The sequence below is a fragment of the Novosphingobium sp. Chol11 genome, from assembly GCF_945870625.1.
Taxonomy (GTDB): Bacteria; Pseudomonadota; Alphaproteobacteria; order Sphingomonadales; family Sphingomonadaceae; genus Novosphingobium.
The window spans coordinates 1-13,859 of sequence record NZ_CAMBTS010000011.1; the positions used below are offsets into that span (position 1 = coordinate 1).

A 13,859-nucleotide genomic window follows, 5' to 3' on the forward strand; every position below is an offset into this window, starting at 1 on the left:
CCTGCCTTAACCTCGATCGGCGCCTTGTTGCCCAGCACAGCTGAGTCGTTCACTTTCAGCGTGCCGCCGGCAACCGTGATCTGCCCGGTGAACAGGCTGCTGTCCCCAGTCAGCGTGGCGGTGCCGGCCGAGTTCTTGTCAAAGCGCCCGGCCCCGGCCAGCGCATTAGCAAAGGTGTAGTCGCCCGGCCTGAACAGCGCGAATGTGCCGCCGTTGATCGTAACCGTGCCGGTGCCGACCGATGCATTGGAGGTGCCGCCATCGCCGTAATGCAGGATGCCGGCGTTGACCGTTGTGCCGCCGGTGTAGGTATTGCCGTTGCCGGAAAGGTAAGTGCTGCCGGTGCTGTCGTGCCTGAGCGCCACTGTGCCGAAGCCATCGGTGATCGCGCCAGAAAACACGCCGCCTCCGCCTTTGATGGCGAGTGTCTGCACTCCCGCAGAACCGCCGAGCACCGCGCCCCCGCCGCTCAGTGCGTTGACGTTGAACGCGCCGCCGGCGAAGGCGTCCAGTACAAGCGTGCCGCCGGCACTGACCGTGAGCGCGCTACTGCTGGCGAGCGCATTGATGTCCTTGAGTAAGATCGTCCCGGCGCTAAGGTTGGTCGCCCCGGTCCACGCCGAATTGTCTCTTGCCAGCGCCAGGGTGCCGGCCCCGGTCTTGTTCAGCGCCCCCACCCCGGTCATCGTGAAAAACGCCCCGAGCGCCGCGTCGACGCCGATATCAAAATTGGTGTTGCTGGCCAGATTCAGCGTCAGAGAGACGAGCAGGCCGCTGCCGAAAGCGCCGGTTGTGGCGGCGGCGACGGAGATACCGGCGCTGCCGCTGCTTGCCGCCAAAATCAACGTGCCATTCGTCAACCCGTAAGAGACCGTGCTTGTTGACACCATGTTGAGTTGCTTGACGGTGAAAGCGCCGCCACCCAGATCAATGATCCGCCCGCCAGAACTGGCGCTGGTCACATTGGTGAAAGAAGCGACGGCGGTGTTGCCGTTGGGCACCCCGCTGTCCCACTTCGTGCTATCTGCCCAGTTGCCGTCTATAGCGTTTAACCAGATAGACATTGCTTTGCTTCCCCGCTCGCGCCGGGACGGCAGGCTGGCCTGGCCACCGGTTGCTCAGTGCTGATCGAATTGCGTGTTAACGTCGCGCGTAACGCACCATTGCTTCAGGTTAAGGGCAAACACCTGCACCAGCAACGGCTGTTTCGCGCTGCGGACGATCACAAACCATGGCAAGTCCCGCGTCTAGGCACCTGATAGCGGCTTGCGCTCCAACCCGGGTGTTCCCGCTTCGTGTGGGCTAACACCGCCCATTGCCTCAGGAAGCGCCCAGCTTCCCCCATGCCAGTTCGGCGAACTCGCACAGCAACGCGCGGGTCGATGATGTCTTCCACCGCATAACGTTCGGCGGTGCGGAAGGGGGAGCGAACCTTGTTCAGCCGGTCACGGATCATGGCGAGATGCGCGGCCGGGTCTGCGGCCTGTTCCAGTTCGGACTTGTAAGCCACTTCGATCCCGCCCTCGATCGGCAGGCTGCCCCAGTCGCCCGAGGGCCAGGCGAAGCGGTACTGAAATTCGTCGGCATTGCTCATCGCGCTGCCGGCGATGCCGTAGGCGCGCCGCACGATGATCGAGGCGAGCGGGACTGTCGCGCGGTAGATCGCATTCATGGCTTGAACGCCATAGCGGATCGTGCCGCTGGTCTCGGCGGCAAGGCCGATCATGAAGCCCGGATTGTCCACTAGGTGCACGATCGGCAGCCGGAACTGATCAGCGAGTTTGACGAAGCGCTCCACTTTTTCCGAAGTGCGCGCTTCCCACGATCCACCGAGGAAAGAGGGGTCGCTGGCGAGCAGGGCCACTGGCCAGCCGTCGAACCGGGCAAAGGCGGTGATAGCGGCGCGGCCCCACTGGCGGCCCATTTCGAATACGCTTCCCTTGTCGGCCACCGCTTCTGCGATCTTGCGCATCGAATAGACCTGTTTTGGGTCGCGGGGCACGGCAGAGATCAGAAGATCTTCGCGCCGGTCGATCCGGTCCCCTGTTTCGGTCCGGGGGGCGCTCTGACCGACGCGGCTCGGCAGGTAGGACAAGAAGCGGCGGGCGCGCAGAAACGCCTCGGCTTCGCTGGCCACCTCCTCGTCGACCACGCCGTTGCGGGTGTGGATCGCGCTGCCGCCAAGGCTTTCCTTGTCGCTGGCTTCGCCCAGAGCCTCTACCACCGCAGGGCCAGCCGCGAAGAGTTGCGAGAGGCCCTTGACCATGATCGAATAGTGGCTCGCCACGTCTCGCGCTGCGCCCAGCCCCGCCGTCGGCCCGAGCGCCAGCGCGACCACGGGCACGCCGTCGAGGTTGCGAATCACGTCGGACCAACCCGGCACTGCGGGAACATAGGTCGCACCGATGTCCTCCAGCGTGCGCACCGAACCGCCACCGCCAGTTCCGTCAATCATGCGGATGATCGGAATGCCCAACGTATGCGCCATTTTCTCGCACTGGACGAACTTGCGGTAGATGGCAGCCTCAGCCGCCCCGCCCCGCACGGTAAAGTCATCTGCCGAGGCGACCACTGCACGGCCTTCGATATCAGCGCGGCCGAAGATGAGGTTCGAGGCGCTGAGGTCGGTGAGCTCGCCAGCGGCATCGTATTGCCCCTTGCCAGCGATCTTCCCGATCTCGCGGAACGATCCGGGATCGACCAACCCGGCGATCCGCGCCCGCGCATCGAGCTTGCCGCGCCCATGCTGGCGCGCGACCTTGTCGGCGCCGCCCATCTTTTCGGCCAGGCCTTCGCGGCGTCGCAGCTCATCGATTTCGGCTTGCCAGGTCATCGATCACGCTCTCCCGCTCAGCGATGTGGCACGTCCAATTGCAGATGTCGCTGCAAACAATCTTGCTAGGGCAACTTGGCCGTTCTCGCCAGCGTTCCGGTCGTTGGCAGATCAGTGTGGCTTCATCAAACCTTGCAGTCCGTTCACCGTCTGAGGCGACGGCTTCTGGGCCGTTAGCAGACTCGCAGGTTCTGGTCGGCCGAGTGGAGATAGCTGCCATTCGCCGGCACGGCTTGTACAAGGCTGGTCCCGCCAACATTTCGGACATTCGCTCATCTGGATCGCGCCGTCGAAATTTGCCCTCGGTTCATCGATTAAATGTAGCGCTATTCCTATCGCCGCAACCGTCATCTTCTGGCTCAATCAATGAGTCCTGAGCCTAGAACGCCCTGCTTAGGGCACGATATTGTGGCGTGAGGCCTTTAACGAGCAAAGCGCGGCAAATCGGGTTGAGCATCACAGCCCCCTCGCCCTCGTATGATCGCCCCGTTAGGCAGGGCGAGATGTCCCAGAGCGAGGGGACCGCAATCAGAACTTCGCGCCGACCGAAACAGTGACTGTCGCAGGTGCGGCCCATCCCTGGAAGAACACGGTGGGCAGAGATTGGGTGCGGTAGTCCTTGTTGGTCAGGTTCTTGCCCGCCACGCGGAGGAAGTAGCCTTTGTAGTTCAGCGCGGCCGAGGCATCGAGTAGGCCGTAGCTGGGCTGGATATCGTTCAGCGTTCCGAACGTGCCGAGCGAGAAGCTGTCGATCCACGAGTAGCCGGCGGTGAGCGAGAGTTTGGCGTCGTCGGAGAGTTCGCGGATATAGCTGCCGCGCACGGTGAAGTTATTGCGGGGCACGCGCTGGAGCACGACGCCGGTGAAGTTTGCCGAGCTGCCGGGCGCGCCGGCCTGTGCGGCGGGGCCGATAGAGGCGGTCTGGCCGTTGGTCCTGCCGTCCTTCACGTTGGCGTCCTGGAGACCATATGTTCCTGAGAGCTTGAAGCCCTCGAGCGACGGGGTCATCTTCCCGAAATCGAGATCGAGTTCGAACTCGAGCCCCTTGATCTGAACCTTGGGGAAGCTGTTGACGTACGTGTTGGTGCCGGGACCGTAACCAGGCGTGACGACGACCTGCGCCTGCTGGAAGTTCGTGATGTCGTTGATGAAGCCGGCCGCGTTGAAGGTGACCGCGCGGTTGAAGAAGCGGGTCTTAAAGCCGGCTTCATAGGTTGTATTGGTTTCGGGCAGGAACGAGAGGAAGTTGTTGTTCGGGCAGCCGCCGGTCACGCCGCAGTTGTTCTGGGTCGCGGATTGTTCGGAAAGCGTGCCGCGTATGGAGAAACCGCCCGAGCGGAAGCCCTCTGCGCGGCTCGCGTAAAGCAGCACGTCGGGGGTAGCCTGCCACTGGATATTGAAGCGGGTGATCAGCCTCTGCCAGCTGCGGCGATCGTTGATCCGCGGGACAAGTGGGATCGTGCCGAGCAGGATGTACTCGGTGTTGAAGCGCTTGGCCTCGAAGATGTTGCGCAAACCGCCCGAAAGCGTGATCGTGTCGGTGGGTTTCCAATCGAGGTTGCCGAAGAACGACCAGCTATAAGCCTTCTCGACCGAGAACTGGTCAATCGCACTGTTGGTGTTCTGGTGCAGGGTGATCTTGTGATCATAGTAGAAGGCGCCGACGATGTAGTTGAGCTGATCACCGAGCGCTTTGCCCTGAAGGCGGACTTCCTGGGTGAACTGCTTGTAGGTCTGGTCGCGGTTGGTCAGGAGTTGGCTGCCGGTTGCCGCCAGCAGCGGGTTGCCGACACTGGTGCAGCCTGGCGCGCCTCTGCAGGTGCCGTCGAAGTCCTGATTCACCGTATCGCCCGAGGATATGTAAGAGGTCTGCGAGACAAGTTCGCCGATCGGGGTCTGCGCCTTGAGCAGCAGGCTGGCTGTGTTGGTGTTCAGCCGGTCCCTGTCGGCCCCGAGATTGTTGCCGATCTCGCGCGGTTTCAGGCCGTCCGGGCTGCCGGTGACAGAGTTGTAGTTGGGCCAGACCGCCCCCGGATTGCCGCCGCTCAGGATTGAGGCGGTGAGCTTGTTGCCGAACTGCACCGGGGTGCCGCCGCCGGTCTGGTTGATGTGATCGAGGCTGAGATCGGCGTTCAGCCAGTCGGTCAGGTTGTAATTGACCTTGAGATTGAACGCGCGGTATTCGCTGCCGCCGGCGCGGCGATTGGTGAACACGTTTCTGAGGAAGCCATCGATGCGGCGATACTGGCCCGAGAACGCGATCCCGCCGTCAGGGCCCAGCGGTGCATTGAGCACGCCGCGGCCATAGAATTCGTTGAACGAGCCGTAGCCTACCTCAAGCGAGGCCCCCAGCTTGCGCGTCGGCGCGCAGCGGGTGAGGTTGATGAGGCCTGCGGTGGTGTTCTTGCCATAGAAGATGCCCTGCGGCCCGCGATCGACCTCTACCGAGCAGATGTTGAACATGTCGAGCAGCTGACCGGTGTTGTTGCCGAAGAACACGCCGTCCTGGATCACGCCGACCGGCGGACTTTGGGTCTTTTCCACATCGGCATAGCCCTGGCCACGGATGTAGATCGCGCTCTGCCCCGGCGCGGCGGTGCCGCTGCCGATGAACACGTTGGGTGCCGAGCCTTGAATATCGAGCAGCGAACGCGGGGCAAGCAATGCAAGATCTTCAGAGGTGAGCGCGGTCAGCGAGACGCCGACCTTCTGCTGGTCTGCCGCCTGCCGCGTGGCGGTGACGATGATGTCGTCCTTGCCTGCGGATTCAGGAGCAGAAGCAGCCTCGGCACCAACCTCCGCCTCTGCCGCCTGCGCGGGAATGGCAAGAGCGATAGCAATCGCCGCGAGCGAGCATCGCACCAGAACGCGCGAACCCAAAACGTTTACATACCGCATGGCATTATCCCCTCATCCAATGGACGACCGGGCTCCGCAGCTTTTGCGCGGTAAATTACCCCCGGCCTGTCCGGCGAAGGATGTCGTCTGCGAAAGCTGGTACAACAGGCAAAAATGAGAGTGCGTCGGTGAATGTCTGAAGCATTGCACAAAACCGAGACGATTGACCGACGGCGTCCAGCGTCAGTTTTTCCCGATTGGAAGCCACTCAATGAGACCGCCGACTTCAAGGCCTTGAACCTGTCAGCCAAGGATCACGTCGGACAGCAGCGGCAGGTTTGCCAAGGCAGTAGGAAGGAGCGGTTCATCTTACGTTTGGCACTATCAACGCGCGCACGATCTTTGGCGTAGAGTTTGAGATCAAGTTCTGAGCGATGGGGGCTGCAAGTGAGCGCTTTTTCAATCTCTTGACGACGAAGCGCTCGCTCGCATACCTTGCGCAGCGCGGCGACGATCGATGCTGGAGACGCCTTCCTCTGGCATGCCGGAGGAAGGCGTGGCAATATACAGATAACGTGGTTGGGTCAGGTGCTTTGCTTGCCTCTGCCGCGGCGGCAGTGCCGGATACAAACACCGAAGCAGGCGGGGATGGGGATGAGCAGGATCGAACTGCGGGTCAATGGCCGGGATGTCGAAGTGGAAGCGGATGGCAGGACCTTGCTGACGCATGCCCTGCGCGATCATCTGCGCCTCACCGGCACCCATATTGGTTGCGATACCAGCCAATGCGGGGCGTGCACCGTGCATGTCGATGGCAAAGCGGTGAAGAGCTGCACAATGCTCGCCGTGCAAGCCGCAGGCTGTGATATCCTGACCATTGAGGGGCTGGCGAGCGGCCGCGAATTGCATCCGATGCAGGCGGCGTTCAACGATTTTCACGGGCTTCAGTGCGGCTTCTGCACGCCCGGCATGATCATGATGGCGGTCGATATCGTCAACCGTCACGGGCGCCCGGATGAAGCGACAGTGCGGGCAGAACTCGAAGGCAATCTCTGCCGCTGCACGGGCTATCACAACATCATCAAGGCGGTTTGTGCGGGCGCGGAACGCATGGGTGAAATGGCATGAACGAAACGGTTTCGAACGGGAAATTCGGCCAGTCGGTAAAGCGGGTCGAGGATGCACGCCTGATCACCGGGCGGGGCCGATTCGTCGATGATCTGGTGTTCCTAGGCCAGACATATGCCGCGTTTGTGCGTTCACCTTACGCCCATGCGGCGATTGCCGGGATCGACCTTGCGTCTGCGCAGGATATGCCCGGTGTGATCCGCATTTTCACCGGACGTGAACTGGCCGATGCCGGATTGCCGCCACTGCCATCGGGCTGGAACCTGAGCTCGACTGATGGCACGCCCGCCCGGGTCGGGCTGCATCATGCGCTGGCGGTGGATGCGATCCGGTTCGTGGGTGAACCCGTTGCACTGGTTATTGCCGAAACGCGCGATCAGGCGCGCGATGCGGCAGATGCGGTGCTGGTCGAGTATCAGGAATTGCCGACCGTCGTCGATCTCGCGGCGGCGATTGCCGATGGCGCGCCGCAATTGCATGACGGCATTGCGCAGAACCGCGCTTTTGAATGGGAGATCGGCAGCAGCGCCGAAGTTGAAGCCGCGTTTGCTGCCGCCACCCGGCGCGTCACGCTGAACCTGCGCAACAACCGGCTTATTCCCAATGCGATCGAGCCGCGCGCTATCAACGTGCAATGGTCTGCCTTTGATCAGGCGATGACCATTCATTTGACGCACCAGAACCCGATCGGCATGCGCGGGTTTTTCGCGTTCATGCTGGGGCTGCCTTCGGAAAACAATCTGCGCGTTGTCTCGCCCGATGTCGGCGGCGGTTTCGGATCGAAAGCGCCAGCATACGCCGAGGAATTTGCGGTGGCTTTTGCCGCCAAGATGCTCGACCGTCCGGTGAAGTGGACCGCCGAGCGCAGCGAATCTTTTCTTACCGATGCGCATGGCCGCGATCACCTGACCACCGCGGAACTGGCAATGGACGACGATGGCCGTTTTCTTGGTCTGAGGGTTCACACGTTAGCCAACCTTGGCGCCTACATCTCCACCTCGAACGCGCTGGTGGTCTCTTACATGTATGCCACGATGCTCTCGGGTCAGTATGCCATTCCTGCGATCCATGCCCGGGTCGAGGGCGTCTATACCAACACCTGCCCCGTCGACGCCTATCGAGGCGCTGGGCGCCCCGAAGCCGCCTATCTAATCGAACGGCTCGCCAATCTTGCTGCGCGCGAGATCGGGGTCGATCAGGCGGAGATACGGCGTCGCAATTTCATCCGGCAGTTCCCGTACCAGACACCGCTCATCTATTGCTACGACAGTGGCGATTACGAGGGATGTCTCGATGCGGCGCTGGGGCTTGCGGATTATGCCGGATTCGGGGCGCGCAAGGCTGAATCACAGGCCCGAGGCAAGCTGCGCGGGATTGGCTTGTCCGCCTATGTCGAGGCATGCGGGATCGGCCCATCAAAGCTGCTCGCCAGCCTTGGCGGGGGAGGAGCCATGTGGGAATCGTGCGAAATTCGGGTGCAACCGGGCGGTTCGATCGAGGTTCTCACCGGCGCGCACAACCACGGGCAGGGCCATCAGACAGTCTATGCCCAGATCGTTTCAGAGCGGTTCGGGGTTCCGATGAACAGCATCAACGTGGTCCAGGGCGATACTGACCGTATACAGGCGGGCACGGGGACATACGGGTCGCGCGCGTCCGTCGGGCTGTCGGCAGCGGTTCACTCCTGCGACAAGATCGTCGCCAAGGGCCGAGCCATCGTCGCGCACATGCTCGAAGTCGATCTCGCGGACGTGGTTTTCGCAGACGGCATATATTCGAGCGCTGCCAGCAACCGGACGGTGGCTTTTGTGGAGATGGCGCAGGCGGCGCACGGTGCCGCGAGCTTTCCCACCGACCAGATCGAGCCGGGTCTTGTCGCGACCAGCTTTTTCGATCCGCCCAACTTCACCTACCCGGCCGGGGTCCATGTCTGCGAGGTCGAGATCGATCCTGAAACCGGGGTTGTCGAAGTCGTCGCATTCAACGCGGCTGATGACTTCGGCAATGTCGCGAACCCGCTCATCGTCGAAGGCCAGGTCCATGGCGGCGTGACCCAGGGGATCGCGCAGGCTTTATGGGAAAACGCGCTCTATGATCCGGACAACGCTCAGCTGATGACGGCGTCGTACATGGACTACGGCATGCCGCGAGCGGACAGTTTGCCGGAGTTCGGCCTGTGCTTCTGGCCATCGCCGACACCGGTCAACCCGCTTGGCATGAAAGGCTGCGGCGAAGCGGGCGCGATCGGCGCGCCGCCTGCGGTGATCAACGCAGTGTGTGATGCGCTGGGGATGGACCACATCGACATGCCTGCATCGTCTGAGAAGATCTGGCAGCTGTGCCGCGCGCGGGAGAATTCCTGATGTATGATCTTGGCTATAGCCGCCCGGCCTCGATCGCCGAGGCGCTTGAGCTGTTGCAGCAGGACGACATGGCGCAGCTGATCTCGGGCGGGCAGACCTTGATGCCGGTGCTTCGCGCCCGCCTTGCCGCACCTTCGCAGCTGGTCGACATTGCGCGGCTTGATGACTTGCGCCAGATTCGCCTGATTGATCTGGGCATCGAGATCGGTGCGGGCATGACCCACGCCGAAGTTGCCGCTAGTCCGATCGTGCGAGCCAAGGTTCCGGCGCTGGCTGCACTGGCGGGTGGGATTGGCGACGCCCAGATTCGTCATCGCGGCACCATCGGCGGATCGATCGCAAACAACGATCCGGCTGCCTGCTATCCCAGCGCGGTAATAGCGCTGGGTGCGCGGGTGAAAACTAACCTGCGCATGCTTGACGCCGAAGCTTTTTTCGCCGGCATGTTTACCACCGCGCTGGAGCCGGGCGAGATCGTTACCGCCGTGCAGTTCCCCGCTTGTGTCGAGGCATGTTATCTCAAGTTTCGCAATCCGGCCTCGCGGTTTGCCTTGGTTGGCGTCTTCGCGGCGCGGCTGGGGTCTGAGCACCGGATCGCGATCATCGGAGGCGGGAACGGAGTGTTCCGCTGGCACGAGGCTGAGCAGCATCTCGACCGCGGGGCTGATATTGACGGCTTGGACGCGGTCCCGCTCGACCTCTCGAACTTCACTGGGGATATCCATGGGTCCGCCGAGTACCGCCGTCATATTGCCACGGTGATCACGCGCCGCGCCCTGGCGACGCTCTCCTGAATCAGGGAATTGTACCTTAATGGAAATCACCGGACGTTACGACTTGCCGTGCTCGCCCGAGGCGGCATGGGCGGCGATCAACGACACCGCAGTGCTCAAAGCCTGCCTCAAGGGGTGCGAGGCGCTCGAGCGGACCAGCGAGACCGAATTTTCCGGCAGAGTTGCCGCAAAAATTGGCCCCGTCAGTGCACGGTTCGCTGGGACCATGCGACAGACGGAGATCGACGAGCCGCGCTCGTGCAAGATGGAGTTTGAAGGACAGGGCGGGGTAGCCGGGTTCGCCAAGGGCAGCGCTTTTGTGACGCTGGAACCCCGGGAAGGCGGCGGCACGGCGCTCAGTTATGTTGCGCAAACCCAGATCGGCGGCAAGCTGGCCCAGATGGGTGCGCGCTTGATCGAAGGCACGGCCAAGGCCATGGCCGATGACTTTTTTGGAAAGTTCGCGGCCGTTCTGGCCGATGTGGAAGAGAGCGCTACGCCGAATGCTGCGGCACCGGAGGCTGGCGCGATCGCAGAAGCAATCGTCCGTAGCGGTGCGCGTCAGTGGCTAATTCTGGCCGGCCTTGGCCTAGCCGCCGTGGCCGGTGCGGTCTTCATTCTGCGCTGAAGGGTTGCCTCGTTAGCGATCAGCGCGGCTTTTCGGTGGGCACCTTGCCAGCAGTGTTGCGCTTGCGCCGTGATCCAGGCGCACTTGCGGTGGTTGCATCAAACATGGCTTCGAGTGCGACATCTGCACGCTTGAGTGCTGCGCGGACCCGGTCCAGATCATCCTCCCCGATGGCTGAGACCAGTTGCCCCACAACAGACCGACTGAGCTGGTTTGATCGCTGCGCGATATCGAGGCCGCGCTCGGTCAGGCGGGCGAAGACGATGCGTGAATCCTGCGCGCCAACCGTCCGGGTCAGATAGCCGAGACCCTCGAGCCTCTTGAGCTGGTGCGAGATCGTTGACTGCGGCAAGGCCATTATCTTGACAATTTCCCCCGCCGTCATCGTTTCGCGTTCGAGCAACGCCACCATCATGCGCGATGTGACCAGATCGAGGCCCCATTCCTGAAACCACGGATTGCAGATGCGCGCCATGTGCTCGCCGATGCGATGGATCATGAACGACACGCGATCGACCAGCATCGGCAAGGCTGCCTGCTGATTGTCCGGGCTATTCGGGAGTGGTGAGAGGTTCGGTTTGCGAGCTTTGGTCATCGTCATGTCCGCTAGGATAGCGCCCCAGCAGGGGCAATAACACGGCCGCAGCAACGAAGAGTAGCGCCGAGGTCTGGAAACTTGCCTGATAAGAGCCTGTGCGGTCACGGATCAACGAGAACAGGGCCGGAGCAAGGGCGCTACCTGTCGCAAGTCCGGCGTAAAGCAAAGCGTAGATTCTGGCGAAGTGCGCGAGGCCGAAATAGCGCGCGGTCAGGAAGGCCAGCAGATCAAGCTCCGCGCCAGCAGCAAGGCCGAGTGTCATGCAGCACGCTGCGAGCACGGCGATGTGGGAAGTGGACACCAGCGTCAGGCAGGCCGCAGCAGGGAGAAGCAGGATTGCGCAAGCGACGCCGGGTGCCCAGATCCGGTCAATCACGAATCCGACCAGAATCCGCCCCGGCACCATTGCCAGGCCCACCGTTCCTGCGAGAGCGGCGGCGGTGGCAGGCGCAAATCCGCGATCGGTGAACGCGGGCACAAGACCCGCGAGGACGCCGGACACTGCAAGGTAGCTGCAAAGGACCGATGCCGCGAGGACCCAGAACCGGTATCCGCGAAGGGCTGCGCGCACGCTTATGCTTATGGCCTTGCTATCAGTTTGCGTCCCTTCAGTTGCGCGGACGGCAGGCTTTGGCTTCAGCCAGAGCATGGCAACCGGCAACGATATCAGAACCGGCAGCAAGCCAACCAGAGCCACCGCGCGCTGCCAGCCGAACTGTGCGATCAGCACCGTTACCACCATCGGCAGCGCGATGGCTGAAAGCGCCGTGCCCACCAACGCGAGGCCCAGCGCGGCTCCCCGGGCCTTGTCGAAGCTCGCGGTCACAACTTTGGACCACAGCACCGGATTGGTGCCAGCCCCAAGGATCGCGGCCAGCGCGAAGCCGGCATAGAAAGTCCAGATCGATTGCGCCGATCCGGCGATCGCCATGCCCAGCGCAACGCCGAAGAAGCCCGGCAATGCCACAGCGCGGACGCCGAACCGGTCGATCATCCATCCCGTCAGCGGCGCAGTCAGCGCGCCGATCCCCGAACTGAAGGCAATGGCAAACTGGATGTCGGCGCGCGCCCAGCCTGTCGCCAGCGCGACCGGTTTGGTGATCGCGCCGATCGTATAATAGGGTACGGCAATCGCGCTGCCGGCAATGCCGAGCGAGCACGCTACCAGCAGCCGCCATCCTGCCTTTAATTCGGCAAGGCTGCCCGTTGCGGTCAACCAGCTTGTCCAGCAGTCGTTAGCATCACCGTACCAAGTCCTTCTAAAGCAAGTTCATACCCGCAGCCCAGGCGCATCGGCAGCGGGCGGCAAATGGCTGATCTCGATCAGGAACCCGCCTTCAAGGGGCGGGGCGATCAGCCTTTCCAGCGCGATTTGTGACCTGGCTTCGCGGATGCAGTCGCTGGTACATGCATGGCGGGCTGTTTCTCTCGTGGCCCTATTTATTGTATTGATTTCGAAACTTCACAAAGCGGGAGCGTCATGTCAAGTGTTCGGCAGGATTGCAAGTTAGGCAGGGGGGCAGGCCATTGTCGGAAGATGAAAAATCTTCGCCCACGGCTAAGGTTTTGTCTTTTTGCGGCGCGTGGACAGGCCCAGACATGGACCGGGTGATCAGTCACTTTGGCGATGATATCGTTTATCACAACATCCCGATGGAGGCATTGTCGGGCCTCGCTGCGGTCGAGAGCTATCTGCGTGCGGCAGGTCCTTTCGAGCACTGCGCTTGGGAGGTGCGCGCCGTTGCCGAGAACGGTGAGCATGTGCTCACCGAACGGATCGACCGGATGACAGTGCGAGGACGGATGGTGGCTTTACCGGTGATGGGCACGTTCCGGGTACGCGGCGGGCTCATTCGCGAATGGCGCGATTACTTCGATCTGGCGAGCTACCAGGCGCAACTGGCTTGACGCAAACTGATGAAATGGGGGGCGGGCATGAAACTGGGGCTTGAGGGAAAGATCGTTCTGGTCAGCGCTGGCAGCCAGGGCATTGGCCTCGCTGCGGCGCGGGGGTTCCATGCCGAAGGCGCGCAGGTCGCGATCTGCGGGCGGAACCAATCCCGCCTCGATGCGGCCAGCGCGCTCTTGCCGGGCGCTCTGGCCATCGCGGCCGACGTGACCAATGCCGATGATATCGCGCGGGTCTGCAGCGACGTGGCGGCCCGGCTCGGACCCGTCGACATTCTGGTGAACAATGCCGGAGGCCCGCCGCCCGGGCTGTTTCAGGATCTGGCGGATCAAGACTGGCAGGATGCGGTCAATCTGACCTTGATGTCGGTCGTACGGATGACCCGCGCGGTGCTGCCTGCGATGCGGGCGCAGCGCTGGGGGAGGATCGTCAATGTCTCGTCGTTCGGCGTCAAGCAGCCCGTCCCGCGCCTCACGCTCTCCAACAGCGTGCGCATGGCGGTGCTTGGCTGGGCCAAGACGCTTTCGGAGCAGGTCGCGGCCGACAATGTACTGGTCAATACGGTTTGCCCGGGATGGACCGAGACTGGCCGGATCGCCGGTCTGCTTGGCCCCCGCGATGAACCCAACCCGGCCCGCGATGCCATTCTGGCCGATATTCCGCTTGGCCGTTTTGCCAAAGCGGATGAAATCGCCAACATGATCGTGTTTCTGGGGTCCGCGGCAGCCAGCTATGTCACGGGGACCGCAATTGCCGTCGATGGCGGTGCAAGCAGAGGGTATGCCTGAC

The 13,859-nt window shown here is 62.5% G+C and carries 10 protein-coding genes and 1 pseudogene; 6 read left to right on the forward strand and 5 right to left on the reverse strand.

All coding sequences use genetic code 11. The features are described from left to right. From Q0O40_RS03335 to Q0O40_RS03345, 3 genes and pseudogenes are all read right to left on the reverse strand, one after another. On the reverse strand, positions 1 to 1,001 hold a 1,001-nt coding region (locus tag Q0O40_RS03335), incomplete at its 3' end, for an autotransporter-associated beta strand repeat-containing protein (protein WP_295526160.1). Between the two features lie 319 nt (positions 1,002 to 1,320). Beyond that, positions 1,321 to 2,833 (reverse strand): annotated as a pseudogene (locus Q0O40_RS03340) (acyl-CoA carboxylase subunit beta). Between the two features lie 528 nt (positions 2,834 to 3,361). Further along, positions 3,362 to 5,731, reverse strand: coding sequence for a TonB-dependent receptor (locus tag Q0O40_RS03345; RefSeq protein ID WP_295526163.1), 2,370 nt, complete (start codon positions 5,729 to 5,731; stop codon positions 3,362 to 3,364). 435 nt (positions 5,732 to 6,166) lie between these two features. On the opposite strand from Q0O40_RS03345, the gene Q0O40_RS03350 reads away from it, so the two are divergent. The 4 genes from Q0O40_RS03350 to Q0O40_RS03365 are packed head-to-tail and all read left to right on the forward strand — an operon-like array spanning position 6,167 to position 10,563. Continuing rightward, positions 6,167 to 6,799 (forward strand): (2Fe-2S)-binding protein, encoded by a 633-nt coding sequence (locus Q0O40_RS03350; RefSeq protein WP_367183712.1) that lies wholly within the window; start codon positions 6,167 to 6,169, stop codon positions 6,797 to 6,799. Beyond that, positions 6,796 to 9,162, forward strand: coding sequence for a xanthine dehydrogenase family protein molybdopterin-binding subunit (locus Q0O40_RS03355; protein ID WP_295526166.1), 2,367 nt, complete (start codon positions 6,796 to 6,798; stop codon positions 9,160 to 9,162). Before Q0O40_RS03350 ends, Q0O40_RS03355 begins: the two co-directional genes overlap by 4 nt. Then, positions 9,162 to 9,956: a xanthine dehydrogenase family protein subunit M gene (locus Q0O40_RS03360; protein WP_295526168.1), complete on the forward strand. Its 795-nt coding sequence runs from the start codon at positions 9,162 to 9,164 to the stop codon at positions 9,954 to 9,956. Before Q0O40_RS03355 ends, Q0O40_RS03360 begins: the two co-directional genes overlap by 1 nt. 19 nt (positions 9,957 to 9,975) lie before the next feature. After that, positions 9,976 to 10,563: a CoxG family protein gene (locus tag Q0O40_RS03365; RefSeq protein WP_295526170.1), complete on the forward strand. Its 588-nt coding sequence runs from the start codon at positions 9,976 to 9,978 to the stop codon at positions 10,561 to 10,563. A gap of 19 nt (positions 10,564 to 10,582) precedes the next feature. Here the strand turns inward: Q0O40_RS03365 and Q0O40_RS03370 are convergent, their stop codons facing one another. Both Q0O40_RS03370 and Q0O40_RS03375 read right to left on the reverse strand, forming a co-directional pair. Continuing rightward, on the reverse strand, positions 10,583 to 11,158 hold the full coding sequence (locus Q0O40_RS03370; RefSeq protein WP_295526173.1) for an ArsR family transcriptional regulator: 576 nt from the start codon (positions 11,156 to 11,158) through the stop codon (positions 10,583 to 10,585). Continuing rightward, positions 11,115 to 12,377, reverse strand: a complete 1,263-nt coding sequence (locus Q0O40_RS03375) for an MFS transporter (protein WP_295526177.1) — start codon at positions 12,375 to 12,377, stop codon at positions 11,115 to 11,117. The genes Q0O40_RS03370 and Q0O40_RS03375 overlap by 44 nt, the downstream gene beginning before the upstream one ends. A gap of 311 nt (positions 12,378 to 12,688) precedes the next feature. Between Q0O40_RS03375 and Q0O40_RS03380 the strand changes: the two genes are divergently transcribed. Further along, complete coding sequence (locus Q0O40_RS03380; RefSeq protein WP_295526179.1) at positions 12,689 to 13,069, forward strand: limonene-1,2-epoxide hydrolase family protein; 381 nt, start codon at positions 12,689 to 12,691, stop codon at positions 13,067 to 13,069. A gap of 27 nt (positions 13,070 to 13,096) precedes the next feature. Beyond that, the gene (locus Q0O40_RS03385) at positions 13,097 to 13,858 is read left to right on the forward strand and encodes an SDR family oxidoreductase (RefSeq protein WP_295526182.1); all 762 of its coding nucleotides are present in this window, start codon (positions 13,097 to 13,099) and stop codon (positions 13,856 to 13,858) included. Position 13,859: the final 1 nt, after the last annotated feature.

Excerpts from the sequence above, each read along its gene's own strand:
- Q0O40_RS03345 (WP_295526163.1), bottom strand. The coding sequence starts at position 5,731 with ATGCGGTATGTAAACGTTTTGGGTTCGCGCGTTCTGGTGCGATGCTCG.
- Q0O40_RS03355 (WP_295526166.1), top strand. The coding sequence starts at position 6,796 with ATGAACGAAACGGTTTCGAACGGGAAATTCGGCCAGTCGGTAAAGCGG.
- Q0O40_RS03360 (WP_295526168.1), top strand. The coding sequence starts at position 9,162 with ATGTATGATCTTGGCTATAGCCGCCCGGCCTCGATCGCCGAGGCGCTT.
- Q0O40_RS03365 (WP_295526170.1), top strand. The coding sequence starts at position 9,976 with ATGGAAATCACCGGACGTTACGACTTGCCGTGCTCGCCCGAGGCGGCA.
- Q0O40_RS03370 (WP_295526173.1), bottom strand. The coding sequence starts at position 11,158 with ATGACCAAAGCTCGCAAACCGAACCTCTCACCACTCCCGAATAGCCCG.
- Q0O40_RS03385 (WP_295526182.1), top strand. The coding sequence starts at position 13,097 with ATGAAACTGGGGCTTGAGGGAAAGATCGTTCTGGTCAGCGCTGGCAGC.